This window comes from Kitasatospora sp. SolWspMP-SS2h, from assembly GCF_003259315.1.
GTDB classification, from domain to species: Bacteria; Actinomycetota; Actinomycetes; order Streptomycetales; family Streptomycetaceae; genus Kitasatospora; species Kitasatospora fiedleri.
Map to the genome: position 1 here is coordinate 43,205 of NZ_QLLT01000013.1, position 23,269 is coordinate 66,473.

24 protein-coding genes are annotated in these 23,269 nt (G+C 77.2%); 14 read left to right on the forward strand and 10 right to left on the reverse strand.

Annotated features, from left to right (window positions below):
* The first annotated feature begins 31 nt into the window (after window positions 1–31).
* Genes K353_RS17480 through K353_RS17490 form a run of 3 tightly spaced genes read left to right on the forward strand, consistent with a single transcriptional unit; the run spans window position 32 to window position 2,744 of the window.
* A complete protein-coding gene (locus tag K353_RS17480; protein ID WP_111554538.1) occupies window positions 32–778 on the forward strand; it encodes a hypothetical protein in 747 nt (248 codons plus the stop codon).
* Window positions 775–1,704, forward strand: a complete 930-nt coding sequence (locus K353_RS17485; protein ID WP_111554539.1) for a hypothetical protein — start codon at window positions 775–777, stop codon at window positions 1,702–1,704. The genes K353_RS17480 and K353_RS17485 overlap by 4 nt, the downstream gene beginning before the upstream one ends.
* Window positions 1,701–2,744 (forward strand): serine hydrolase, encoded by a 1,044-nt coding sequence (locus K353_RS17490; RefSeq protein ID WP_111554540.1) that lies wholly within the window; start codon window positions 1,701–1,703, stop codon window positions 2,742–2,744. Before K353_RS17485 ends, K353_RS17490 begins: the two co-directional genes overlap by 4 nt.
* Window positions 2,745–2,890: 146 nt before the next feature.
* Here K353_RS17490 and K353_RS17495 read toward each other — a convergent pair whose 3' ends face one another.
* Window positions 2,891–3,748, reverse strand: a complete 858-nt coding sequence (locus K353_RS17495; RefSeq protein ID WP_111554541.1) for a helix-turn-helix transcriptional regulator — start codon at window positions 3,746–3,748, stop codon at window positions 2,891–2,893.
* Window positions 3,749–3,850: 102 nt separating this feature from the next.
* On the opposite strand from K353_RS17495, the gene K353_RS17500 reads away from it, so the two are divergent.
* From K353_RS17500 to K353_RS17520, 5 genes are all read left to right on the forward strand, one after another.
* Window positions 3,851–4,624 carry an SDR family oxidoreductase gene (locus tag K353_RS17500; RefSeq protein ID WP_111554542.1) on the forward strand — a complete coding sequence of 258 codons (774 nt, stop codon included), beginning with the start codon at window positions 3,851–3,853 and terminating at the stop codon, window positions 4,622–4,624.
* Window positions 4,625–4,810: 186 nt separating this feature from the next.
* On the forward strand, window positions 4,811–6,106 hold the full coding sequence (locus tag K353_RS17505) for a polyprenyl synthetase family protein (protein WP_111554543.1): 1,296 nt from the start codon (window positions 4,811–4,813) through the stop codon (window positions 6,104–6,106).
* Window positions 6,103–7,710 carry a phytoene desaturase family protein gene (gene crtI, locus K353_RS17510; protein WP_111554544.1) on the forward strand — a complete coding sequence of 536 codons (1,608 nt, stop codon included), beginning with the start codon at window positions 6,103–6,105 and terminating at the stop codon, window positions 7,708–7,710. The genes K353_RS17505 and crtI overlap by 4 nt, the downstream gene beginning before the upstream one ends.
* Window positions 7,697–8,695, forward strand: coding sequence for a phytoene/squalene synthase family protein (locus K353_RS17515; protein WP_111554545.1), 999 nt, complete (start codon window positions 7,697–7,699; stop codon window positions 8,693–8,695). Before crtI ends, K353_RS17515 begins: the two co-directional genes overlap by 14 nt.
* Window positions 8,692–9,687, forward strand: coding sequence for a DUF5914 domain-containing protein (locus K353_RS17520; RefSeq protein ID WP_111554546.1), 996 nt, complete (start codon window positions 8,692–8,694; stop codon window positions 9,685–9,687). The genes K353_RS17515 and K353_RS17520 overlap by 4 nt, the downstream gene beginning before the upstream one ends.
* 76 nt (window positions 9,688–9,763) lie before the next feature.
* On the opposite strand, the gene K353_RS17525 is transcribed toward K353_RS17520, so the two are convergent.
* From K353_RS17525 to K353_RS17540, 4 genes are all read right to left on the reverse strand, one after another.
* Window positions 9,764–11,269, reverse strand: coding sequence for an FAD-dependent oxidoreductase (locus tag K353_RS17525; protein ID WP_233533662.1), 1,506 nt, complete (start codon window positions 11,267–11,269; stop codon window positions 9,764–9,766).
* A 104-nt stretch (window positions 11,270–11,373) separates the two neighbouring features.
* Entirely contained in the window at window positions 11,374–12,657 is a 1,284-nt protein-coding gene (locus tag K353_RS17530) for a lycopene cyclase family protein (protein WP_233533644.1), read from the reverse strand.
* Between the two features lie 257 nt (window positions 12,658–12,914).
* Entirely contained in the window at window positions 12,915–13,238 is a 324-nt protein-coding gene (locus K353_RS17535) for a YkvA family protein (protein ID WP_111554548.1), read from the reverse strand.
* 99 nt (window positions 13,239–13,337) lie between these two features.
* Window positions 13,338–14,201: a helix-turn-helix domain-containing protein gene (locus K353_RS17540; RefSeq protein WP_158585427.1), complete on the reverse strand. Its 864-nt coding sequence runs from the start codon at window positions 14,199–14,201 to the stop codon at window positions 13,338–13,340.
* 178 nt (window positions 14,202–14,379) lie between these two features.
* Here K353_RS17540 and K353_RS17545 point away from each other — a divergent pair, with 178 nt between their 5' ends.
* Together K353_RS17545 and K353_RS17550 are read left to right on the forward strand one after the other, a co-directional pair.
* Window positions 14,380–15,036: a hypothetical protein gene (locus K353_RS17545; RefSeq protein ID WP_158585428.1), complete on the forward strand. Its 657-nt coding sequence runs from the start codon at window positions 14,380–14,382 to the stop codon at window positions 15,034–15,036.
* The gene (locus K353_RS17550; protein ID WP_111554551.1) at window positions 15,030–15,650 is read left to right on the forward strand and encodes an RICIN domain-containing protein; all 621 of its coding nucleotides are present in this window, start codon (window positions 15,030–15,032) and stop codon (window positions 15,648–15,650) included. Before K353_RS17545 ends, K353_RS17550 begins: the two co-directional genes overlap by 7 nt.
* A gap of 81 nt (window positions 15,651–15,731) precedes the next feature.
* On the opposite strand, the gene K353_RS17555 is transcribed toward K353_RS17550, so the two are convergent.
* The 3 genes from K353_RS17555 to K353_RS17565 all read right to left on the reverse strand — a co-directional run bounded on the left by K353_RS17555 (window position 15,732) and on the right by K353_RS17565 (window position 17,378).
* Complete coding sequence (locus K353_RS17555) at window positions 15,732–16,127, reverse strand: DUF2267 domain-containing protein (protein ID WP_111554552.1); 396 nt, start codon at window positions 16,125–16,127, stop codon at window positions 15,732–15,734.
* A gap of 84 nt (window positions 16,128–16,211) precedes the next feature.
* A complete protein-coding gene (locus K353_RS17560; protein WP_111554553.1) occupies window positions 16,212–16,616 on the reverse strand; it encodes a DUF2267 domain-containing protein in 405 nt (134 codons plus the stop codon).
* A gap of 327 nt (window positions 16,617–16,943) precedes the next feature.
* Window positions 16,944–17,378 carry an Hsp20/alpha crystallin family protein gene (locus tag K353_RS17565; protein WP_111554554.1) on the reverse strand — a complete coding sequence of 145 codons (435 nt, stop codon included), beginning with the start codon at window positions 17,376–17,378 and terminating at the stop codon, window positions 16,944–16,946.
* A 110-nt stretch (window positions 17,379–17,488) separates the two neighbouring features.
* Between K353_RS17565 and K353_RS17570 the strand changes: the two genes are divergently transcribed.
* Window positions 17,489–18,193, forward strand: a complete 705-nt coding sequence (locus K353_RS17570) for a type III effector protein (protein WP_111554555.1) — start codon at window positions 17,489–17,491, stop codon at window positions 18,191–18,193.
* Window positions 18,194–18,543: 350 nt separating this feature from the next.
* Here K353_RS17570 and K353_RS17575 read toward each other — a convergent pair whose 3' ends face one another.
* Both K353_RS17575 and K353_RS17580 read right to left on the reverse strand, forming a co-directional pair.
* A complete protein-coding gene (locus K353_RS17575; RefSeq protein WP_111554556.1) occupies window positions 18,544–18,738 on the reverse strand; it encodes a hypothetical protein in 195 nt (64 codons plus the stop codon).
* A gap of 240 nt (window positions 18,739–18,978) precedes the next feature.
* Window positions 18,979–19,869, reverse strand: a complete 891-nt coding sequence (locus tag K353_RS17580; protein ID WP_111554557.1) for a helix-turn-helix transcriptional regulator — start codon at window positions 19,867–19,869, stop codon at window positions 18,979–18,981.
* A 102-nt stretch (window positions 19,870–19,971) separates the two neighbouring features.
* Here K353_RS17580 and K353_RS17585 point away from each other — a divergent pair, with 102 nt between their 5' ends.
* From K353_RS17585 to K353_RS17595, 3 genes are all read left to right on the forward strand, one after another.
* Window positions 19,972–21,489, forward strand: a complete 1,518-nt coding sequence (locus K353_RS17585; RefSeq protein WP_111554558.1) for an MFS transporter — start codon at window positions 19,972–19,974, stop codon at window positions 21,487–21,489.
* Between the two features lie 399 nt (window positions 21,490–21,888).
* Entirely contained in the window at window positions 21,889–22,782 is an 894-nt protein-coding gene (locus K353_RS17590; RefSeq protein ID WP_111554559.1) for an oxygenase MpaB family protein, read from the forward strand.
* A 130-nt stretch (window positions 22,783–22,912) separates the two neighbouring features.
* Window positions 22,913–23,131: a DUF6480 family protein gene (locus K353_RS17595; protein WP_111554560.1), complete on the forward strand. Its 219-nt coding sequence runs from the start codon at window positions 22,913–22,915 to the stop codon at window positions 23,129–23,131.
* The last annotated feature ends 138 nt before the right edge of the window (window positions 23,132–23,269 follow it).

A 23,269-nucleotide genomic window follows, 5' to 3' on the forward strand; every position in this document is an offset into this window, starting at 1 on the left:
CCACCGCCGCGTACCAGGAGGGACTTCGCAGATGCCGTTCGCCGAGACACCACTGCGCGACGAGTACGCCGCCGCCGTCGAACAGCTGGCGCGCCGGACCCTCGACGCCCTCCGGGACGGCGCTCCCGTGGCCGCGCTCCCGGAGCCGCCCGGCCCGGAGGAGACCGGCTCGGAGGAGACCGCCTCCCGCCCGCTGCTGGCCGCGGTCCGGGTCCTCGGGGCCGACCTGTTCGCCCCGCGGCTGCTGGCCGGGGCCGAGCCCGACGGGCCCACCGCCGCGCTGCTGGCCCGGGCGCTGCGAACGTTCCCGGCCCCGGCCGCCCCGTCCCCGGAGGCGGCCCGGGTGGTCGAGTGGCAGGACTGGGCCGTCGGACGGTTCCTCGCCCGCACCCCGTACGGGGAGGCCGCGCCGGTGCCGCCCGTGCTGCCCGGACCGGAGGAGGCCGGCTGGCAGGCCTGGTCGGTGCGGATGTCCCAGCTGTCCGGGCTGGCGCTGCCCGGGCTCGACGGGCCGGTGCACGCGCAGGCCCGCGCGCACTCCCTGGACCTCGCCCGCGGCACCGTCCGCTCCCTGCTGCGCCACGACCTCACCACCGCCGCCCGGCTCGTCCGCTGGCTCTCCTGGACCGGCGCCGAGGGCCTGCCGCCGCGCCTGGAGGTCGAGCCCGTCCTGGACCGGATCCGGCTGGCCGGCGACGGCAGCGCCCGCACCGGGCTGGGCCTCGCCGTCGCCCGCCGGCTGCTCGACGGCCCCGCCGACGGGAGGCGGGCGGCATGACCGACACCCGCGTCCTCGCCACCGCGCAGCGGCTCGGCTCCCGCGCGCTGTCCTGGCTGCACTCCGCGCACCGGGACGGGCTCGGGCGGATTCCGGACAGCACCCTGATCGACTTCGCCGATCCCGACAACGCCTACAAGCCGCTCGGGGAGGTCGCCCTCGCCGCCTCCCTCGTCCTGCGCGACGGCGTCAGCGCGCCCGCCGACGCCCGCGCCGCGCGCGACCTGCTCGACGGCTGCTGGGCGCAGCTGCGCGGGGGCGACCTGCTGTACGAGCGCCAGCTGCACCACTTCACCATGACCGACCCGCTGGAGACCTACGGCCACTTCGCCCGGGCCGGCTACCGGCACCCGGCGCTGGAGGAGCTGCTCGACTCGCTCAGCCGGCTGCGGGCCGCGCACGCCGAGGAGATCCGGGCCAACCGGCGCCTGGGCGTCGCCAACGCCCGGCGGGTCGTCGGGCTCGGCCACCGGCCGGACTGGGAGGCGCTCGCCCTGGGCACCTGGCTCGGCGCCAGGCCGGAGCCCTGGGCCGTGAACTGGATGACCGGGTACGACATCACCCACACCGTCTTCCACCTCACCGACTGGGGCGCCCGCCCGGAGGGCCTCCCCCGGGCGATGCACGACTACGTCCGGGACTGGCTGCCCGTCTGGCTCGACGTCTGGGTGGAGGTCGGGCAGTGGGACCTCGTCGCGGAGCTGCTGGTGGTCGACGCCTGCATCGGCGAGCCGGCCACCGGGCGGCAGGGCTGGGACGCGCTGGCCGCCGCCCAGCACGAGGACGGGCTGCTGCCCCGCGACACCGACCCGGTGGACGAGGACCGGGAGCGGGCGTTCCTGGACCACCAGCACACCGCCGTCGTCGCGGTGGTGGCGGGCGACGTCACGCTGGCCCGGGCGCTGCGGGCGACGGCGGCCGCGTGAGCGGGGTGGACGCCGCGGTCGCGGCGGCGGTGCGGGCCGCCGCGTCGTCGTCCGCGACCGCCGTCACGGTGGCCGTGGTGCGCGGCGATCGGGAGGAGGTGCGGTGCTCCGGGCGGACCGGGCGGGGGCGGGCGGGCCCGTGCACCCCGGACACCGTCTTCGAACTCGGCTCCGTCAGCAAGACGTTCACCGCGCTGCTGCTCGCCGCGATGGCCGCGCGCGGGGAGCTCGCCCTGGACGAGGCGGTGGACCGCCTGCTGCCCGCCCACTGGCCCGCGGTGGCGGTCCGCTCCCGCGCGCCGGTCCGGCTGCTGCACCTGGCCACCCACACCGCGGGCCTGCCCCGGCTGCCCCCGGGGCTGCTCGCGGCGGCCCTGCCCGCGTGGCGCAGCAACCCGTACGCGGCCTTCGGCGAGCAGGAGCTGCGGGCGGCGCTGGCCAGGACCACCGTGCGCGTCGGCCCCGGCAGCCGGTACCGGTACTCCAACTACGGGGTCGGGCTGCTCGGCCGGGCGCTGGCGGAGCGTGCCGGGCTGCCGTACGGCGAACTGCTCGCCGACCGGGTCCTGTCGCCGCTGGGTCTGGGCGCCACGACGTGCGATCCGGACGCGGCCGGACGCGCGGTCGGGTACCGGCGCGGGCACCCGCTGCCGCCCTGGCGGATCCCGGGCCTGCCGGGGGCGGGCGCGGTCCGGGCGAGCGGCGCCGACCTGCTGCGCTACCTGCGGGCCCACCTCGACGCCCGCCCGGATGCCCGCCCTGCCGCCCGCCCCGCCGCGCTGGCGTCGGCCCTGGCGGACGTCCAGCGGCCGCGGCTGCGGCTGCCGGCCTCCGGCGACGAGCTGTGCCTGGTGTGGAACCGCCGCCGCTCCGGCGGGCGGGAGCTGTACTTCCACTCCGGCGGCACCCGGGGTTTCACGGCCTTCGTCGGCTTCTCCCCGCAGGGGCGGGTCGCGGTGGCGGCGCTGGTCAACGCCGGGCCGACCCTGAACGGGCGGTTCGTCCAGGCGGGCTACGAGGTGCTGCGGGCCGCCTCGTAGCCCGCCCGGACGGTGCTTACGCGGACGGTGCCCGCCCGGGCCGTGCCCGGCGGGATCGGTCGGCCCGGGCGGTTCCGCGCGGGCCGGGGCGAGCCCGCGGTGCGGGCGGGCGGCGTACCGGCGGGGGACCGCCCGTGGCCCGGTCCTCACCGGCGGTCCGGCGCCGGTGCGGCGAAGCGGTTGGGCCCGAGGACGGCGAGCAGGCGGAGCTTCTCCTCGCTCTCGCTGCGGGGTGCGGCGGTGAGCACGAGCAGCACCTGGGACTGGTCCTCGGTGAACAGGGCCTGGCAGTCGACCTCGATCGGTCCGACTTCGGGGTGGACGAGCGTCTTGTGGTCCTCGAAGCGCCGGGCGACCTCGTGGCGCGCCCACAGGCCGGCGAACTCCTCGCTGGCCCGGCTCAGGGCCCGGACCAGCTCGCCCGCGGTGGATCGCGGGCCGCGGACGCCGTAGGCGGCGCGCAGGCTGGCGACCTGGGCGCGGCTCTGCCGGTCCCGGTCCTGCTCGGGGTAGAGGAGCCGGGCGGAGGGGTCGGTGAACCAGCGGTAGATGGCGCTGCGGGCCGGGCCGGTCAGGTGCGAGGCGTCGCCGAACAGGGCCGCGGCCGGGCCGTTCTGCACCAGTGTCTCGCCCAGGTCGCTGAGGACCAGCGCCGGCGTGTCGGCGAGGCGGTCGAGCACCCGCAGCAGCGCGGGGGCGACGTGGGGCGAGGCCGCCAGGGCGGCCGGGGCGTTGTGCCCGGCGATCCGGTACAGGTAGTCGCGTTCGTCCCTGGTCAGCCGCAGGGCGCGGGCCAGCGCGGACAGGATGTGGGCGCTGGGCTGGGGGGCGCGCCGCTGCTCCAGCCTGGTGTAGTAGTCGGTCGACATCACGGCGAGCGAGGCGACCTCCTCCCGGCGCAGTCCGGGGGCCCGGCGGCGGGCGCCCAGGGGCAGGCCGACGTCCTCCGGTCGCAGTGCCTCGCGGCGGCGGCGCAGGAAGTCGGCGAGTGCGGGGCGGTCCATGGATCCGATTGTCGTCCCGCCGCCGCCGCTCAGCCAGGGACCGGTGGTCCCCCGATGAGGCGTCCCTGCCACCGGCCCCGGCGGCGGACGATAGTCGGAGGCATGAACATCTCCGGAAACACCGTCTTCATCCCGGGCTCCACCAGCGGCATCGGGCTGTCGCTCGCACTGGCGCTGCGCGACCGGGGCAACACCGTCGTCGTGGGCGGCCGGCGCGCCGAGCTGCTGGAGCGGATCGCGGCCGAGCACCCCGGTGTCGACACCGTGCTGGTGGACGCCGCCGACCCGGCGAGCATCGACGCCGCGGCGAAGGAGGTCCTCGCCCGCCACCCCGACCTGAACGTCCTGGTGCCGATGGCCGGGGTGATGAGCGCCGAGGACTGGCACAGCCCGGCGTCGTTCCTGGCCACCGCCGAGTCCACGGTCACCACGAACCTGCTCGGCACGATCCGGCTGATCGCGGCGTTCGTCGAACACCTCCAGCGGCAGCCGGACGCCACGATCATGACCGTCTCGTCCGGTCTGGCGTTCGCTCCCCTGAAGGCCACCCCGACGTACAACGCGACGAAGGCCGCCGTCCACATGCTCAGCGAGTCCGTCCGGCTGCAGCTCGCCGACACCTCCGTCAAGGTCGTGGAGCTGGTGCCCCCGGCCGTCCGCACCGCCCTCATGCCCGGGCACGAGGAGAACGAGGCAGCCATGCCGCTGGAGGAGTTCACCGCGGAGGTGATCGGGCTGATCGAGGCCCGGCCCGACGCGAAGGAGATCCAGGTGGAGCGCGTGAAGTTCCTGCGCTACGGGGAGGCCCGCGGCGACTACGACCGGGTCGTCGCCGCGCTCAACCCCGCCGGGGACCGGGTGGACGGAGGGGAGTAGCCCGGGCGGCCGGGGCGGTGCCGGGGCGCGGGAGGGGCCGCTCGGGGGGTGAATCGTCCGCCCGGAGCGACTGGGCGGCCCGTTCCGGGGATAGACGAAGAGAGCCTCCTGCGCCGTCGGCGTGCGGCGCCCGCGCGGCGCCCCGCCCGGGTGTGCGCAGCGTTATCCGACGGGAAAGCGAGCTCGATGTCCTCCGTATCGCTGTCGGCATCCACGGGGAGCACGGCCGCCCCGTCCGAGCGGGGCGGCGGCTCCGGCGCGGTTCCTCCGCTGGGCGGGCGGGGGCGTTCCCCCGGCGGGCCGGGGCTGCCGGTCGCGGCCCGGGCCGCGCCGCTGGTGCGGGGCGCGGACGGCGTGGACGGTGACGTGTCGGCCGCGGTCGGCCGGGTGCTCGACGAGTGGCTGGCGGGCCGGGTGGCGCGGGCGGGGACCCTGGACGGGACGTTCGCGGCCGACCTCGCCCACCGGGTGGCGGACTTCACCGGGCGCGGGGGCAAGCGGGTGCGGGCGCGGCTGCTGTGGTGGGCGGCGCGCGCGTGCGGGGGGCCGGACGTGCCGGTCGGGGCCGCGCTGGCCACGGGGGCCGCGCTGGAGCTGCTGCAGACCTGCGCGCTCGTCCAGGACGACGTGATGGACGGTTCGGCGACGCGCCGCGGCCGTCGGGCCCTGCACGTGGACGTGGCCGCCCAGTACGCGCCGGGAGCGGGCGGGCGGGGGGCCGCGGACCTCGGTGCGGCGGCGGGCGTGCTGGCCGGGGACCTGGCGCTGGTCTGGGCCGACGACCTGGCCGCCGCCGCGCGGTCGGAGCTGCGGGAGTCCCGGCGGCAGCAGATGCGGGAGGTCTGGTCGGACCTGCGGATGGAGATGGTGGCCGGCCAGTACCTCGACGTGCACGGCCAGGTGACCGGGTCGCGCTCGCCGGCCCGGGCGATCCGGGTCGCGGAGCTCAAGAGCGCGATGTACTCGGTGGAGCGGCCGGTCCACCTGGGGGCCGTGCTGGCCGGGGCGCGGCCGGAGCAGGTGGAGGCGCTGCGCCGTGCGGGCCGCTGCGCGGGCGTCGCCTTCCAGTTCAAGGACGACCTGGACGGGGTGTTCGGGGACCCGGCGCGGACCGGCAAGCCCTGCGGCGACGACGTCCGGGCCGGCAAGCCCACCTACCTGTTCGCGGTGGCGCGGGCCCGGGCGGTCGCCCGGCGCGACCGCGCCTCCGCCGAGGTGCTGGGCCGGTGCCTGGGCGACCCGGAGCTGGACGGGGCCGGGTTGGACCGGGTCCGGGAGGCGCTGGTGGCCACCGGGGCGCGGGCCGCCGTCGAGTCCCGCATCGAGCGGCTCTCCGCGCGCAGCACGGAGTACCTGGAGCGGGCCCGTCCGCTGGCCCCCGGTGCCGAGCGGCTGGCCGCCCTGCTGCGGGCGACCGCCGGGCTGCCGCCCGTCGGCGCGGGCGGCGCGGAGGGCACGGGCGGCGCGGGGGGTGCGCGGTGAGCCGCGCCGTGCCGTCGGCCGATCACGTCGTCGTGGTCGGGGCGGGCCTGGCCGGGCTGTCCGCCGCCTGCCACCTGGTCGGCGCGGGGCGGCGGGTGACCGTCGTCGAACGGGACGGGGAGCCCGGCGGGCGGGCCGGGCGGATCCGGCGCGGCGGGTACCTGTTCGACACCGGGCCGACCGTGCTGACCATGCCCGAGCTCGCCGACGAGGCGTTCGCGGCGGTGGGCACCTCGCTGCGCGCGCACGTCGACCTGCTGCCGCTGCACCCCGCCTACCGGGCCCGGTTCGCGGACGGCAGCGCGCTGGACGTGCACACCGACGCGCAGGCGATGGAGGCCGAGGTGGAGCGGTTCGCCGGCGCGCGGGAGGCGGCGGGCTACCGGGAGCTGCGCCACTGGCTCACCCGACTCTACCGGGCGCAGATGCGGCGCTTCATCGACACTAACTTCGACTCGCCGTGGCAGCTGCTCAACCCCGACCTGGCGCGGCTGGCCGCCCTGGGCGGGTTCGGCCGACTCGCCCCGCGGATCGGGCGCCACCTGCGCGACGAGCGGCTGCGACGGGTCTTCTCGTTCCAGTCCCTGTACGCGGGGGTGGCACCGGCCCGGGCGCTGGCCGCCTACGCGGTGATCGCCTACATGGACACCGTGGCCGGGGTGTGGTTCCCGCGCGGCGGCATGCACGCGCTGCCCCGGGCGATGGCCGACGCCGCCGCCGCGGCGGGCGCCGGGTTCCGGTACGGGAGCACCGTCACCGGGCTGGAGCGCCGGGGCGACCGGGTCACGGCCGTGGTCACGGACCGCGGGCGGATCGCCTGCGACGCGGTCGTGCTGACCCCCGACCTGCCGGTGGCGTACCGGCTGCTGGGGCGGGCTCCGCGGCGGGCGCTGCCGCTGCGGTTCTCGCCCTCGGCGGTCGTGCTGCACCTGGGCACCGACCGGACCTGGCCCGAGCTGGCCCACCACACCCTGTCCTTCGGCCACGCCTGGGAGCGGACCTTCGACGAACTGACCCGCACCGGCAGCCTGATGACGGACCCCTCGCTGCTGATCACCCGGCCGACCGGCACCGATCCGTCGCTGGCCCCGGCCGGGCGGCACACCCACTACGTGCTGGCGCCGGTGCCCAACACCGCCGTCGGCCCGGGCGCGGCGGCCTGGGGCGACCTCGCGCCGGGCTACCGCGAACACCTGCTCGACACCCTGGAGCGGCGCGGGCTGACCGGGCTCGGCGCGTCCGTCGAGGAGGAGTGCCTGGTGACCCCGGCCGACTGGACCGCCCGGGGGCACGCGGCGGGCACCCCGTTCTCGGCGGCCCACACCTTCGCGCAGACCGGCCCGTTCCGGCCGCGCAACCTGGTGCGGGGCCTGGAGAACGTGGTGCTCGCCGGCTGCGGCACCACGCCCGGGGTCGGCGTGCCGACCGTCCTGATCAGCGGGAAGCTCGCCGCCGCCCGGATCACCGGCCCGGCCCGCCCCGGCCCGGCGCGCCGCCGCCCGCCCTCGGCGTCCGCCGCGCCGCCCGGCCCCGAGGCGGCGCCGGTCCCGTCCTCGACCCCGATCTCGTCCCCGACGGCAGGAGCACCGCATGACGGCCCGTGAACTGGACGCGGCGGGGATCACGGCCCCCGCCCTGCGGGCGGCGTACACCGTCTGCCGGGAGCTCAACGCCCGGCACGGCCGCACCTACTTCCTGGCCACCCGGCTGCTGCCGCCGGAGCGCCGGTGCGCGGTCCACGCGCTGTACGGCTTCGCCCGCTGGGCCGACGACATCGTCGACGGGCTGGACCGGCGCGAGACGCCCGCCGAGCGCGACCGGCTGCTGGGCGCGCTGGAGCGGGACCTGGCCGGGGGCCTGCGGCGCGGCGACGCGGCGGAGCCGGTGGTGCGGGCGGTCGCGGACACCGCCGAGCGGTACGGGATCGACCCGGCGCTGTTCACGGACTTCATGGCCTCGATGCGCGCCGACCTCACCGTCACGGACTACCCCACCTACCGGGACCTGTACGGCTACATGCACGGCTCGGCGGCGGTGATCGGCCTGCAGATGCTGCCCGTCCTCGGCACGGTGACGGGCCGCGCCGAGGCCGAGCCGCACGCGGCGGCGCTGGGGGTGGCGTTCCAGCTGACCAACTTCCTGCGCGACGTGGGCGAGGACCTGGACCGCGGCCGGGTGTACCTGCCGGCCGACCTGCTGGCGGCCCACGGGGTGGACCGGCCGCTGCTGGAGTGGAGCCGCCGCACCGGCCGGGACGACGCCCGCATCCGGGCCGCGCTGACGGCGGGCGCCGCGCTCGCCCGCGGGGTCTACCGGGACGCCGAGCCGGGCATCGCGATGCTGGAGCCCCGGGTGCGGCCCTGCATCCGGACGGCCTTCCTGCTCTACGGCGGCATCCTGGACGCGATCGCCGAGGACGGCTACGCCGTGCTGCACCGGCGTTCGGTGGTGCCGCTGCGCCGGCGGGCCGCCGTCGCCGCGTCGGGGCTGACCCGCATCCTGGCCGCCCGGGTGCGGGCTCCGGGGCGCTCCGGCCCGCCGCCGGGCCCGGCGGGCCGCCGTCCGGCGGGCCGGGGGCGGGCCCGGTGAGCGCCCCGTCCCGCTGGACGCCCCCGCTGCGGCTGCGCCGGGGCCCGGGCTGGGCGCGGCAGGAGCCGTCGTGGCGGGCGGCGCGGCCCGCGCTGATCGCCGCCGCGCTCGAACGGGCGGCGGCCCGGCCCGCCGGGAACTGGTTCGTCGTCGGCCGCGCCGGGGTCGCCGGCGACGGTCGGCCGTGCGGGCGGCTGGTCGGCGGCACGGAAGTGGTGCTGTGGCGGGACGCCGCGGGGGCGCTGCGGGCCGGGCCGGGGAGTTGCCCGCACCTGGGCGCGCCGCTGAAGGACAGCCGGGTGGTGTGCGGCACGCTGGTGTGCCACTGGCACGGCCTGGCCCTGAACGGCGGCCCGGTGGCGGGCTGGGAGCCCTACCCGGTGCACGAGGACGGGGTGCTGGCGTGGGTGCGGCTGGACGCCGTGGGCGGCGGGGAGCCGACCGGGCGGCCGGTGGCGGTGGCCCGGCCGGAGGCGCGGGGGGCGGTCACGGCGGTCTACACGGGGCTGGGCCGGTGCGAGCCCGCGGACGTGGTGGCCAACCGCCTGGACCCGTGGCACGGCTCCTGGTTCCACCCGTACTCGTTCGTGGACCTCGCGGTGGTGGAGACGCCGGAGGGCACCGGGGAGGACCGGTTCGTGGTCGACGTGTCCTTCCGGGTGGCCGGGCGGCTGGTGGTGCCGGTGCGGGCGGTCTTCACCGCGCCCGGGCCGCGCACCGTCGTCATGCGGATCGTCGAGGGCGAGGGGGAGGGCTCGGTGGTGGAGACCCACGCCACCCCGCTGACCGCCCCCTCCTCCCCCGCGCCGCGCACCGCGGTGGTGGAGGCCGTCATCGCCGCCTCGGGGCGGCGCGGCTTCGCCGCGGCCCGGGCGCTGGCCCCGGCGCTGCGCCCGCTGATGCGCCGGGCGTCGGCCCGGCTGTGGCGCGACGACCTGGCCTACGCGGAGCGCCGCTGGGCGCTGCGCAGCACCGGCCGCTTCCCCGGCTGACGGGGGCGGGCGGCCGACCCGGGCGGGCGGCCGACGGGGCGGCGGCCCGCCCGGGGGTCAGCGGGCCGCCCGGGGGTCAGCGGGCCGCCCGGCGGGCCAGGGCGCGGAGCAGGCGGGAGCGGCCGGCCCGGGGCACCGACCACAGGGTCTGGCCGGCCACGCCCCAGCGGGCGAGCAGGGCGTTGGCGGCCTGGAAGCCGGTGGTGGCGGCGCGTTCCATCAGGGCGACGGGCAGGTCGGTGCGGACCAGGTCGCCGGCCAGGACGACGGCGGGGTGCGGGGTGGTGACGCCGGGGCGGCGCGGCCACCCGCCGACCGGGAACACCGGGCAGTCCCGGCGCCATTCGTGGCGGACGTCCACCGTGCGGGCGTCCCGGGTCTCCGGGTAGACCTCGTGCAGCCGGGCCGCCATCCGCTCCTGGACCTCCTTGGGTTCGGCGTCCTCGGGCACGGCGTAGGCGTGCAGCTCGACGACCGATCCGCCGGTGCGGGCGGACCAGCGGGCCGCCTCGCCCTCCCAGTGGTTCAGCACGCTGACGTTGTCCAGTCCGTCGTAGCCGCTGGTGCCGAGGAAGCCGGGCCGGTCGGCGGCGACCGGGCGGTCCAGCCAGAGCCGGGAGACCAGGAAGGGCGGCGCGGTGCGCAGCGCGGCGACGTCGGCGCGCCAGGCCGGGTCGCCCAGCTGCTCGGAGGCCGCGACCAGGCGGCGCAGGCCGGCGACGTCCAGGGCGAGGACCACGGCCTGGTGGCGTTCGGCCCCCCGGTCCGGGGAGAGCACTTCGAGGTCGCCGCCGGGCAGCGGCCGGACGGCCTCGACGGCGGACCCGGTGCGCAGGTCGACGCCGTGGGCGCCCAGGTAGGCGGCCAGCGGCTCCCACAGGGCCTGCGGGTAGGGCTCGGTGGGGACGTCGAACAGCAGCCCTTCGGCGGAGCCGAGGAAGTAGATGTGGAACATCAGCAGCAGTTCGGCGGCGGACAGCTCGCGCGGGTCGGTGAAGAAGCTGCGGGAGAACACCTCGAAGGCCAGGTGGTGGGCGGCTTCGGGGAAGTTGATCCGGCGCAGGAAGTCGTGCGCGCTGGTGGCGTCGTGGCGCTCGAAGACCTCCGGGAGGCGGACGTCCAGCAGCGGCAGGGCGGCCCGGGCGTCCAGGGCGGCGAGGTCGCGCAGGCCGAAGGTGGGGCTGCGGGCGACGAAGCCGGCGGCGCTGAGCGGCGGGGTGCGCGGCACCCGGGCGAAGCTGTCGGTCGTTCCGGAGCGGTGGCGCAGCGGGTAGTCGGGCAGGCCGGTCAGCCGGGCGAGGCCGGGGTCGGTGCGCCGCAGCAGACCGCGCAGGTTGTAGTACTGGCGGAAGAAGGCGTGGAAGCCGCGGCTCATGGTCGCGGTCGAGCCGTCGGCGAGCCGGGTGGTCCACCCGGCGACCCGGCCGCCCAGCACGGGCTCCCGTTCGTGCAGCACCACCTCGATGCCGCGTTCGGCGAGCGCGGTCGCGGCGGCCAGCCCGGCGATCCCGCCGCCCACGACGGCCACCCGGGGCGGCCGGGACCCGGGGAAGCGGGCGTGGCCCGGGGCGGCCCGCACCACCTCGGCCCGGCGGTCCCGGCCGCGCCGGGCGGCGGGCGGGCGGTGCTCGGCGTGCCGGTCGTGCCGGTCGTGGTGGTGCGGGTGCTGGTCGTGCGGGTGCGCTGTCAACGGTCGTCCTCACGGGGGTCCGGGGCGGGTTCGGGGCGGGTGCCGGGCGGAGTCCGGCGCGGCAGCAGGGGCAGTTCGGCGGCCGAGCGCAGCATGGGGCCGACGGGGCAGCGCAGGCCGATGCGCAGCTCCTCGACGGGCGTGCTGCCGCCGTCCAGGAAGCGCAGCACCTGCTCGGCGGGGGTGCGGCGGAACAGGTCGGTGAAGAACCGGGGCCCGTCGACGCGGCCGGTGTCCAGGGCGCGCAGCAGGACGGCGTCCATGGCCAGGGCCCGCCGTCCGTGGGGGACGGGCGCCGGCGCGGGGCGGCCCGGCGGCGCCGGACGGCCGAGGGCGGCGGCGATGGCGCGGCTCTGCCGCTGGACGGCGGCGAAGGCGTACCCCGTGGCGGGGCGGGTGGCGCCGCCAGCCGTGCCGATCCGCACGTGCGCGGGGCCGACCCGGCGGGGGAAGCGGCCGTCGGTCATCGGGATGACGCCCTGTTCGACCTCCTCGACCGTGAACTCGTCCAGGCCGAGGACCTGCCGGGCGTAGCCGTGCAGGGCGCGTTCGTACTCGGGGACGGTCAGCGGGTGCCGGGAGAACTCGGTGTACTCCACCAGGGCGCGGTCGGGGGCCAGCGGCAGCACGTAGCCGAAGGCGAGGCCGTGGGCGGGCTGCGGGACGCGGAAGTCCATCAGGTGCGCCGTGCCGGGGTCGAAGCTCGGGCGGGCGGTGCGCACGAACCAGCCGCGGAAGTGCTGGAGCAGGGTGGTGCGGGCCGGGGGGAGCCGGGTGGGCGGCCGGGAGTCGAAGACGTACCCGGCGTCGAGGGTGAGCGGCCGGCCCGCGGCGTCCTCGGCGCGCACCCGGGCGCCGGGGCGCCCGTCCGGCCGGGTCCGCACCTGGTGCACCGTGGCCCGCAGGACCCTGGCCCGGGGGTGGGCGGCCAGGCGGGCGTGCACCAGCTCCTCGAAGGCGGTGGAGCGCAGCATCCGGTAGCGCAGCGGGGCGGGCGCCGCCTCGACGGTGCTCCCGTCCGGACCGGTGATCCGCAGCCGGGACCACTGCGCGAGGACGGCCTCGTCGTACTCCCCCGGGCCGTCGTCCCAGAAGCACCAGGTCCGCGGCGCCGGGCGCAGCGGGCCCTCCGGCGCCTCGATGACGGTCACGTCGAACCGCGGGCCGTCGGGGCGGCCCGCCAGGTCCTCTCTGACCAGCCAGTGGGCCAGGCTGAGTCCGGCGGCTCCGCCGCCGATGACGACCAGCCGGAGCGGCTCGGCCTCCGCGGCTCTTCTCAACTCGCCCCTGCCTTCCGGGTCTGGGCGGGACCGCGGGCCGTCCGCGCGGTCCCGGACGGTCCCGGGCGGTCCCGCGCGCCGACCGGCGGCGGTCCCGGACGGCGCGTCGCGGGCGGGCCGTGCCCAACCTTGGCACCCGCGCCGGGAGTCGGCCGCGTCATCCGCCGGTACACGCCGACGGGTCGGCCGTCCGGCGGACCCGTCGGCGGCCGGGCGGGCCTCGGCGCGGTGCCCCGCTCCCCGGTCACCGCCGGCGGTCACGGCCGGCGGTCACGGCGGCGCGCGCGGTGGACGACCCCCTGGACGGCCCCCTGGGGGACGGCCTTGCCGAGCGAGCGCAGGGCCAGCAGCAGGACGCCGAGGTCGTCGAACAGGATCGGGTCGGGCAGCAGGTCCACCGGGGAGATCAGGTAGACGATCGCTCCCCAGAACAGCACCTTCTTCGACATCGGGATGCCGGTGTCGGCCAACAGCCGCTTGGTGCGCACCAGTTTGACCACCAGCACGACCGCCGCGACCACCGTCGCCGCCACCAGCGCCGCGCCGGCGACCCACAGCAGCGTGCTCGTCCCCTCGTCCATCCGTCCACCTCTTCCAGCGTTCCTGCCCGTCCGGTCGGAACACGTCTGCCCCGCTTCGGGCCGAGCGCTCCTCCCCGCCGGGCACGGGTTGCGGAGGCGTCAGGTGGTCGACGGGACGTCAGGACGGAGTCGGGACGGCGTCCGGCCGGCCGCCGACAGGCCGCGCAGGGCGGCCGAGGTGGCTCCGTCCGCGGCCGTGTAGGCGATGACCACTTCGTGGGGGTCGCCCGTTGTGCGGAAGGTGTCCCAGGACAGGCGCAGCTGGACTCCGGACGGGCCGTTGATCCGGGTGCTGCCGCGGGTGAGGTCGACGACGACCTGCTCCGACCACAGCCGCCGGAAGCAGTCGTCGGCGTCGCCGAGTTCGCGGATCTGCCGCGCCAGGGCCCGGTCCCGGGGCCGGGCTCCCCACTCGGTCCGCAGGTAGGCGACCGTTTCGCGCGCCTTCAACTCCCAGTCGGCGTACACCGTGCGCGCCCGCGGGTGGGTGAAGACCAGCCAGCCGATGGTGCGGCGGCCCGGGGGGACCAGCGCGAAGTCGGTGAAGACCGCGGCGGCCAGGCGGTTCCACGCCAGCACGGCGCCGTCCCGGCCGACCACGTACGCGGGGGCGTCGGTGAGGGAGTCGAGCAGGTGCTGGACGCTGTCGCGCACGCCCGCGCCCGCGGGCTCCTCGGGCGGGTGCGGGGACGGCCGGGCGAGGCTGTGGAGGTAGCCGCGCTCGCCCGGCGTCAGGCGCAGGGCGTCGGCGACGGCGTGCAGGACCGCGTCCGAGACCCGCCACGCCTGGCCGCGCTCCAGCCGGATGTACTGGTCCACGCTCACGTGCGCCAGCAGCGCGACCTCCTCCCGGCGCAGGCCGCTGACCCGGCGGTGGCCGTCGTCGGGGAGCCCGACGTCCTGGAGCCGCAGCCGGGCGCGCCGGGAGCGGAGGAAGTCCCGGATGGCGTTGGTGGTTTCCACGCCCGCATTCTGCGAGGCGATCGCGGTCCGCGACAGACCGCAACCGGCCACTGTGCGCCCGGCGGCATCCGGCCGGGCCGGCCGCCAGGGCAAGGCTTGCCCTCCCCGGCCCGGGTGCCGCGCGGTGATGCTGGCCCTCCGGACGCGTCGCCCGTCATCACCGTCGAGGGAGTCCTCCGTGCCGATCACCGCTGTCAGGAGGCGTGGCGTCCTGCCCGCCGCGCTGCTCCTCTGTGCCGGGCTCACCGCGGCGGGGGTGGTCGGCGCGGAGCGGGCGCACGCCGACCCCGCCCCGCCGCCGCCCACCACGAGCTGCAATCCCGCCACCGACTCGTCCTACTACGGCGTCACCGCCGTGGTCACCCCGGTGGTGACCGACTTCCTCGCGGTGAACGTCAGCGACGGCACCACCGGCCAGCGCACCGAGACACTCAGCCAGGTCAGCACGGTGAGCACCACGGTCGACAACAGCGTCGAGATCTCCGCCTCGGCCGGCCCGGTGTTCGTGAAGGTCGGGGTGAAGGTCGGCTTCTCGGTGTCCGGCACGACGTCGTCGACCAGCACCGGCACGGTCAGCACCACCTGGAACTTCGCCAAGGCCGGCTACTACGGCCTCTACCGCGGCACCCGCCGGGTGGACGGCACGTACGCGAAGTACGTCTGCGCCCGGACCGGGCCCGCCACCGGGGTCTGGATCAACGCGCAGCGGGGCGGCTACGGCACCTACACCACGTACGAGACCCCCGAGATCGGCACCGTCACCCGCAACTGCGCGGCGCCGGAACCGGCCGGCACCGTGCGCCGCGCCGCACAGGACCGGCTCGGCGCGTGCTGACCCCGACCACCCACTCCGAGGAGAACGCCATGCTCGACGTGTCGCGGCGGACGCCGCGTTCCGCCTCCCGGACGGTTCGGGCGCTGTGCGCCGCCGCCCTCGCCCTGGCGGCGCTGGTCGCCGCCCCGACCTCCGCGTCCGCCTCCTCCGACCCCACCCGGGACGGCTGGGCGTGCGCCCCCGGGTACTACCGGATCAACACCTCCGGCGGCATGGTCTTCGACCTCTCCCAGGGGCCGGACAGCAAGGGCGCCGTGGTGCAGTACCAGTACCTGGGGCTGGCCAACCAGCAGTGGCGGGTGTGCCACTGGACGGCCGACACCTCGTCCACCACGTCCTACATCTTCAAGAACCGCATCAACGGCTACTGCCTCACCATCTGGAACAAGGCGACCGGCGACGGGGCCTGGTTCATCGAGGGCGACTGCAACGGCTGGATCTACGACGACCAGAAGTTCTGGCTGAACTACCTGCCGGGCACCTCCACCTTCGCCTTGCAGGTGATCTCCTCCTCCTCGTGGGTCTCGGTGGAACAGGGCGCCTACGGCGTCTCGCGCGCCCACCTCGTGCAGTACGCCGACCACGCGGGGGTGTTCTCCCTCTCGCCCGCCTGACCGGGCGGCACCGCCCGACCGGACGGCACCGCCTCCGGCCGCCCCGCGGCCACGGCCGCGGCCCGGGACGGCCCCGCCGTTTCAGGCCGCGGCCAGGTCCGCGCGGCCGAACAGCAGGGCGTAGCCGCGGGGCAGGTGGGCGAGGAGGCGGTCGGTGAGGGGGGCGTCGGTGAGGGTGGTGAGGGCGACCAGGACGGAGGAGGCGTCCCAGCGGGCGGTGGTGAGGCTGGTGCCCAGGGTGTGGGCGAGCGTCTCGACGAAGGCGGGGGCGCCGACGGGGCGGGGCAGCGGGATCCGGGCGGTGAGGACGGCACGGGCCCGCTCGGGCAGGGCCGCGGCGAGGTCGCGGCGTTCGTCTCCGGTGAGCTGGGAGCCCAGGACGGACAGGACGGCGTCGAGGACGCGTTCGGCCTCCTCGTCGCTGGAGTAGTGGCCGAAGTCGCGGACCTGCTGGAGGAGGTGGCGGTAACGGGTCATGGCCGTGGGACCTTCCGGGGTGGGCCGCCGACGGCGGCTGCGGTCGGGGTGGGGGTGGCGGGATGGTCGGGGTGGTCGGGGTGGTCAGGGGCGTTCGCCTGCGGCCGGGCGGCCGAACAGCAGGTCGTAGCCGGGCGGCAGTTGGAGCAGGATGCGCCCGGTGAGGTCCTCGCCGGCGGCGTCGGCCGCCGTGGACAGGACGACGCCGACGTCCCACAGGGCCGTGGCCTCGGTGGCGCCCTCGATCCAGGCGGCGGTCGCGCGGACGAAGCGGTCCGGGCCGAGCGGCTCGGCGGCGGGCAGCGGGTTGAGCAGGATCGGGGCCATCGCCCCCGGCAGGCGGGCGGCCAGTTCGGCGCGCACGTCGCCGACCAGGTGGGCGCCCAGCAGGGCCAGGACGACCCGGGCCGCGCGCTCCGCCTCCTGCGGGGTGCCGTACTCGCCGCGCTCCCGGACCTCGTCCAGGAACGCCTCCCGTCGAAGAGTCATCGCGGTTCTCCCTCCGTCTCTCCCCCGTCCCGAGGGCCACCGCGACCGGTGCCCGGTCTGGGTGCCCGGTCGGGCTCGGCTGCCGGGTACCGGTGCAGGTCCGTGAGGTTGAGCGGGCGGGCGGCGCGGCGCCAGGACCCGCCCACGGGCAGGCGGGCGACGCGCCAGTCGTTCACGGCGTTGCCCCGCTCCCCCGGCCGGCCGGCCACCGGGCGGCCGGGGTTGGAGGGCGTTCCGGCCGCTCCTTCGATCGCGGGGGGAGCGGGATCGGGGGCGGCTCGGAACGGCGCCGGGGAACGGTCTCCGGGAACGGCTTCCGGGAACGGGTCAGGCCCGGATCTGCTTGCGGTCGCCGGTGTGGCCGATGGCGATCTTGCGGGGCTTGGCCCGCTCGGCGACCGGGATCTTCAGGGTCAGGACGCCGGCGTCGTAGTCGGCGCTGATCCCGGCGGGGTCGAGGGTGTCGGAGAGCACGACCTGCCGGGAGAACACGCCGAGCGGGCGCTCGGACAGCTCCCACTTCACGCCCTCGCCCTCCTGGTGCGGGCGGCGCTCGGCCTTGACGGTCACCATGTTCCGCTCGACGTCGATGTCGATCGCCTGCGGGTCCACCCCCGGCAGGTCGAAGCAGATCACGTACTCGTCGCCGGTGCGGTACGCGTCCATCGGCATCGGGGTCGGCCGGGACCAAGTGCCGGCCGTGTTGACGAACTGCTGGGTCAGGCGGTCCAGCTCGCGGAACGGGTCAGTGCGCAGCAGCATCGCGAAACACCTCCATGGATCGAATGGGTTGCCAGTGCGCTTCACCTGACACCTTTGTAGCGCGTCATCCATCCGATGACAAGCCGTTGCGTCGCCGATAGAGTGACGGCATGAGTGAGAAGCCCCGCAGCGCCGCCCCGGACGGCCCCCCGCCGCCCGAGCCCGCCTCGTTCCTAGCCGCCGCGGCGGCACTGGCCGCCATCGACGACGCCGTCCGCACCGCCCACGCCCCCGCGTCCCGGCCCCCGGCCGCCGCCACCGCCCCTGACGCGCGCCCAGGGCCCGAGCAGGCCCTGGCCGCGCTGCTGCTGCTGCGCGAACTGCGCACCGAACTCGCCGGCTGGGAGGCCGGCCTGGTGGAGACCGCCCGGGAAGCCGGCGCCACCTGGGCCGACCTCGCCCACCCCATGGGCGTGGCCAGCCGCCAGGCCGCCGAGAACCGCTACCTGCGCCTCAAACCCGCCACCGGCCGCGGCAGCGGGACGCGGACCGCCACCGGCGCCGAACGCGTCAAGGCCGTCCGCGACCGCCGCGCCGCCGACCGCACGGTCACCACCTGGGCCCGCGACCACGCCGCCGAACTGCGCGTCCTCGCCGCCCAGCTGACCGCCACCCCCCTCCCCCGCGACGCCCGCCCGGCCCAAGCCGCCCTCACCACCGCCCTCGGCGCCACCGACCCCGCCGACCTCCTCCCGCCCCTCACCGCCATCCGCCCCCACCTCGACACCGGCCAGAACGACCTCGCCACCCGCCTCGACACCCTCCTCCACCACACCGCCCGCCTCCGCGACAGCAGCGACCGCCGCCGCGCCTGACGCCGTCGCCGCCACCGGGGAGGGCGGGTGGCGGCGGATGTTCACCGGAGACGACGCCGTCGGGAGGTCGGGCCGTGGGGAACCGGCTCCGACCGCGTCGGTGTGGAGGATCGGCTCAGCGGACTTGCCGGACCCGTTCTTCGCGGCCGCCGTCGATGCGGACGAGGAGGACGCGGTGAGTGGCCTGAGCGGTGGGTGGCCTGAGCGGCGGACGTCGTGGCGCACGATCTCGCACCCGGTGGTCGTCCCACCTGCGGCCACCGGTCGGTCTGCGTGCCGGCCCAGGTGGGAGGGGCGACAGGAGCGCGGGGGCGGGAACCGGAGCACGTGGCGCCGAACGGCGGCCGCACCTACGGCAGTTGGGCTCCTGCCCCGGTGGACGCGGGCGGGCGGTGGAGGGCGGGCGGGGTGGGCGCGTCCGGGGCCGGCTCCAGGAACGGGGAGCGGTCGACGGACAGGGGGCGCGGGTGTCCGCCTGCCGGGAGGGCCTGGTCGGCTGCGGGTTCGGAGAAGGCCAGCCCCAGGGGGCGGCGGTCGGGACTCATGGGCCCAGTCTGCCCTACCGCCGCCGGACGGCCCGCGTCCGGCCGCTCCGTTCGCGCGGCGGCGGGTGCGGCTGTTGTCCTGCCGGACCTCGACGGTCGCGCGTCGCGGGCCGCCCCGGGCGGGCTGAGCGCCCGGGGCACCGGTGGGGTCGGACGCCGTGACCGACCGGCCCGGGGTGCGGTCGGATTCCGGCTCCGGCTGAAGTACCGGGCAGCGGCCAGGCGTTGGGGGCGGGGTGCTCAGGCGCCGGTGGCCGCGTCGGCGGCGGAGTCGTCGCGGGAGGTCCAAGCCGGGGCGGCGCCGACCAGGGAGTCGAGGCGTTCCAGGCGCTGGGTGGTGGCGGCGTCGGTGGGGGTCATGACGACGATCCGGGCGTCCCGGGCCCGGTCCAGCCACAGGCTCTGGAACTGGACGTCGAGGGTGCCGACGCGCGGGGACTGGTAGCGGCGCAGCTGGGTGCGGTCGCCGACGACCTCGTACGACTCCCAGTGCCGCACGAAGTCCGGGGACTCCTGGCGCAGCCGGGTGATCAGGGCGTTCCAGCGGGGGTCGTCGCGGTGTTCGGGCTGGCGGGTGCGGAGCTTGGCGGTGATCTCGCGCAGGACGGTGTCCTCGTCGAGCAGGCTGTTGCGCCAGCTCGGTTCGGTGAACATCAGCCAGGCGCAGTTGCGTTCCTCGACCGGGTAGGCGTCCAGGTCGGCGAACAGGTAGCGGTAGGTGCGGTTGGCGGCGACCAGGTCGTAGCAGTCGGTCTGCACGGCGGCCGGGTACGGCAGCAGTTTGGCCAGCAGGGCGGTGTGCTCGGGGCGCAGGTCGATCGGCGGCCCCGGCTCGGCGGCCGTGCCGCGGCCCGCGAGCGCCATCAGGTGCCGGTGCTCGGCGGCGTCCAGGCGCAGGACCCGCGCGACCGCGTCCAGGACCTGGTCGGACGCGTTCTTGGCCCGTCCCTGTTCGAGCCAGGTGTACCAGGTGACCCCGACGCCGGCGAGCTGCGCGACCTCCTCGCGCCGCAGGCCGGGCGTGCGGCGGCGGCCGGCCGCGGGCAGGCCCACGTCGCCGGGGGTGAGGCGGGCGCGGCGGGCGCGCAGGAAGGCGCCGAGGGCGCTGCGGTCGGGCGTCGAGGTGGTCACCGCCCCAGTGTCGCGGCTCGCGGCGGGCGGATCCAGGTGGTGCTGGTACCCGTATGACCAGGCTCCTGGTACCAGGATCGGGCGGGGCGCAGGGTCGTGGTCATGACCGCACAGACCGTTCCCCTCACCCGTCCCGTGGTGCCACGTCCGGCGCGCGCCCTCACCGGCGGCGGCCTCGCCGTCCTGCTGCTCGCCTACCTGCCCGTGAACATGACGTTCGGGTCGGTCAACCTGCTCGAACCCGCGATCACCGCGGACCTCGGGGTGAGCGTGTCGGGCGGGCAGCTCGTGCTGTCCGCGTACACCACCGCGTTCGCCGCGACCCTCGTCGTCGCGGGGCGCCTGGGCGACCGGTTCGGGCGGCGGCGGCTGCTCGCGGCCGGGGTCGGCGCGTTCGGCGCGGCCTCGGTGCTGGCCGCGCTCGCGCCGGACCTGGCCGTCCTGGTGGTGCTGCGCGCCGTGCTGGGCGCCGCCGCCGGGCTGTTCACCCCGCAGGTGCTGTCCACCATCCAGTCCACGGCGCCCGGACGGCTGCGGGCGCTGGGCGTCACGCTGTTCGCCGCCGTCAGCGGCATCGCCACCGTCACCGGCCAGCTGCTGGCGGGCGCGGTGGCGCAGGCGGCCGGCGAGCACTGGGGCTGGCGGCTGGTCCAGGTGCTCACCGGGGCGCTGGGCGCGGCGGCGCTGCTCGCCCTGCGCACCGTGCCCGAGTCGCGCTCGACGGCCCCGCTGGCGCTCGACCTGCGCGGGGCCGCGCTGCTCGGCACCGGCCTGCTCCTCGTCGTGGTGCCGCTGACCCTCGGCACCTCCGCGGGCGGCCCGGCCCCGGTGTCCGTGATGCTGGCCGCGGGCGCCGCGGTGCTCGCCGTCTTCGCCCGCTCGCAGCGCGCCGCCGAGCGCCGCGGCGAACTGCCCGTCGTGCCGCCGAGCGTGCTGCGCACCCCGGCCGTGCGCCGGGGCCTGGTCATGACGCTGCTGTTCTTCACCGGTTACGGGGCCTTCCTGTACGAGTTCTCGGCGCTCGCCCAGCGCGCGTTCGGCGTGGACGCCTGGGGCACCGTCCTGCTGCTGCTCGGCTTCGGCGCGGCGTTCGTCGTCACCGCCCTCGTCCTGCCGGCCGTGGAACGCCGCACCGGGCGCTGGACGATGACCGGCGCGGCCGTCGGGCAGGCGGCCGTGCTGCTGGGCCTCGCCCTCACCGTGGACGGCACCCGCGGCGGGGCCCCGGCGGCCCTGCAGCCGCTGCTGATCCTGCTCGGCGTCACCCAGGCCCTGATGTACGGTCCGGTCCTGCGCACGGTCCTGTCGCGCACCCCCACCTGGGCGGCGGGCGTCGCCGGCGGGCTCTTCACCACGCTGCAGCAGCTCGGCCTCGGCCTGGGCGTGGCCGTGCTGGGCGGGCTCTTCCACGCCGTGGCCACCGCGACGGCGGGCGGTGGCGGTGCGGGCGGCGGACTGTCCCGCGGCTTCGCCGTCGCCGTGACCGTGCAGGCCGTGCTGGCCCTGGCGTTCGCCTTCCTGGCCGCCCGGATCGCCCGGGCCGGGGAGGGACACGGGGACGGGGACGGGGCGGAGGTGGAGGTGGACGCGGGCGAAGCGGACGGTGTGGCCGGTTCCTGACCGGTGGTCTTCCCCGGCCGGGCAGGAGCCGTCGCCGACCCGGGTGGTCGGCCCACTGACTGCGTCCGGGCCTGGGCCCGGTGGCCGACGGCTACCGCGCCCGGTCCCGTGTCGCTCCGGCGGGGGCGTGGACGTGGCGCCGGGGCGGTTCCCCACCGGGGCCCGGTCCCGGGCGTCCCGGACAAGGCCGATCAGCAGGCGGGCGGGCGGGCAGATGCGCGGCTTGGCATCGAGGCCCGGCCCCGGGCGTCCGGGACGAGATCGGTCAGCGAAGGCGTGCACGTCGCACCGGGGCAGTTCCACCCCGAGGCCCGGACCCCTGCGCTCTGGACAGGGCCGATCGGCGGACGGGCGGGTGCGCGGCTTGGTGCCGTCCAGGTCAGCGCCTACCGTGGGGGTATGGACGCGGAGCGCGGGGGGGTGTCGTCGGGCGGGGTGCAGGAGCGGCTCGGGCTGCGGGAGCGGTGGGGGGCGGCGCTGTTCGCGAGGGTGGCCGGGCCGGACGGGCCGGCGGTGCGGCAGCGGATCCACGGAACTCCGGGGGCGCGCTGGTTCGGCCCGGACCGGCCGATCCGGACGGTGCACGGTGACGCCTCGATGTTCGTCGGCGGGTTGGCCGCGCTGCTGGTCCAGTCGCTGCACCCGTCGGCCATGGCGGCGGTCGCCGCGCACTCCGGTTACCGCAGCGACCCGTGGGGGCGGCTCCAGCGCACCAGTACCTTTCTCGCCGTCACCACCTTCGGCACCGCGGACGACGCCCGGGCCGCGGTGGACCGGGTCCGCGCCGTGCACGCCCGTGTCCGGGGCACCACGGCCGCCGGGCTCCCCTACCGCGCCGACGACCCGCACCTGCTGGCCTGGGTGCACGCGGCGGAGACCGACAGTTTCCTGCGGGCCCACCAGGCGTACGGAGCACGGCCGTTGGACGCCGCGGGCTGCGACGCCTACGTGGCGGACACGGCCGAGGTGGCCGCCGCCCTCGGGGTGCAGGACCCGCCCCGCGACCGCGCGGCCCTCGCCGCCGTCCTGCGCTCCTACCGGCCGGAGTTGGCCAGGACGGCCGAGGCACGGGCCGCCGCCCGCTTCCTGTTGTTCCGCCCGCCGCTCCCCCTGGCCGTGCGTCCCGCCTACGGCGCGCTGGCCGCGGCCGCCACGGGCCTGCCCGCCCCCGAACACCGCGCCCTGCTGGGCCTGCCGTCCGATCCCCTCAGCGCCGCGGCGGTCCGTCCGCTCGGCCTGGCCGTGGTGCGGGCGATCCGCTGGGCGATGCCCGTGCCCCGCGAACAGGTCTGAGGCGGCGCGACGGCGCAGCGGTTCCGGCCCGGGTTCTGCGCTCGGGTTTTGCGCTCGGGCGCCGTCGGGTGGACCGTGGAGGTGGAAGCACGTCGACGTACCAGGCCACTCGGGAAATCGGGAGGACGCCATGTCCGTCAGCAACTCTGTTCCCGCCTCGGTGCAGTTGCCGGGCCACTCCATGCCGACCGAGACGCCCGAGTGCGAAGGCTCCACGACGCACGGCATCTCCACCCCCGAGCCGGTGGAACTGCACACGGCCTGGCCCGGCTGGATCCCCCTCCTGGTCATCGTGGTGATGGTCGTCTGCTGCATCGGCTTCGCCGTCGGGCGGATCTTCGCGTGGTGAGCGCGGTGAACGCGGTAAGCGCGTGAGCGTGGTGAGGCGGCGGCTCCGGCCACTGCGGCCGTAAGGGGCCGAGGAGTCGATGGCACGGGGGGTGCTGTCCGTCCGCCCTCCGGCTCGAACCTTGCCCAACCTATCGAT

Bases quoted from the DNA above. Each gene is read 5' to 3' on its own strand.
- K353_RS17480 (WP_111554538.1), top strand. From the start codon at position 32: ATGCCGTTCGCCGAGACACCACTGCGCGACGAGTACGCCGCCGCCGTC.
- K353_RS17485 (WP_111554539.1), top strand. From the start codon at position 775: ATGACCGACACCCGCGTCCTCGCCACCGCGCAGCGGCTCGGCTCCCGC.
- K353_RS17495 (WP_111554541.1), bottom strand. From the start codon at position 3,748: ATGGACCGCCCCGCACTCGCCGACTTCCTGCGCCGCCGCCGCGAGGCA.
- K353_RS17500 (WP_111554542.1), top strand. From the start codon at position 3,851: ATGAACATCTCCGGAAACACCGTCTTCATCCCGGGCTCCACCAGCGGC.
- K353_RS17505 (WP_111554543.1), top strand. From the start codon at position 4,811: ATGTCCTCCGTATCGCTGTCGGCATCCACGGGGAGCACGGCCGCCCCG.
- K353_RS17515 (WP_111554545.1), top strand. From the start codon at position 7,697: ATGACGGCCCGTGAACTGGACGCGGCGGGGATCACGGCCCCCGCCCTG.
- K353_RS17535 (WP_111554548.1), bottom strand. From the start codon at position 13,238: ATGGACGAGGGGACGAGCACGCTGCTGTGGGTCGCCGGCGCGGCGCTG.
- K353_RS17555 (WP_111554552.1), bottom strand. From the start codon at position 16,127: ATGACCCGTTACCGCCACCTCCTCCAGCAGGTCCGCGACTTCGGCCAC.
- K353_RS17560 (WP_111554553.1), bottom strand. From the start codon at position 16,616: ATGACTCTTCGACGGGAGGCGTTCCTGGACGAGGTCCGGGAGCGCGGC.
- K353_RS17565 (WP_111554554.1), bottom strand. From the start codon at position 17,378: ATGCTGCTGCGCACTGACCCGTTCCGCGAGCTGGACCGCCTGACCCAG.
- K353_RS17570 (WP_111554555.1), top strand. From the start codon at position 17,489: ATGAGTGAGAAGCCCCGCAGCGCCGCCCCGGACGGCCCCCCGCCGCCC.
- K353_RS17575 (WP_111554556.1), bottom strand. From the start codon at position 18,738: ATGAGTCCCGACCGCCGCCCCCTGGGGCTGGCCTTCTCCGAACCCGCA.
- K353_RS17585 (WP_111554558.1), top strand. From the start codon at position 19,972: ATGACCGCACAGACCGTTCCCCTCACCCGTCCCGTGGTGCCACGTCCG.
- K353_RS17590 (WP_111554559.1), top strand. From the start codon at position 21,889: ATGGACGCGGAGCGCGGGGGGGTGTCGTCGGGCGGGGTGCAGGAGCGG.
- K353_RS17595 (WP_111554560.1), top strand. From the start codon at position 22,913: ATGTCCGTCAGCAACTCTGTTCCCGCCTCGGTGCAGTTGCCGGGCCAC.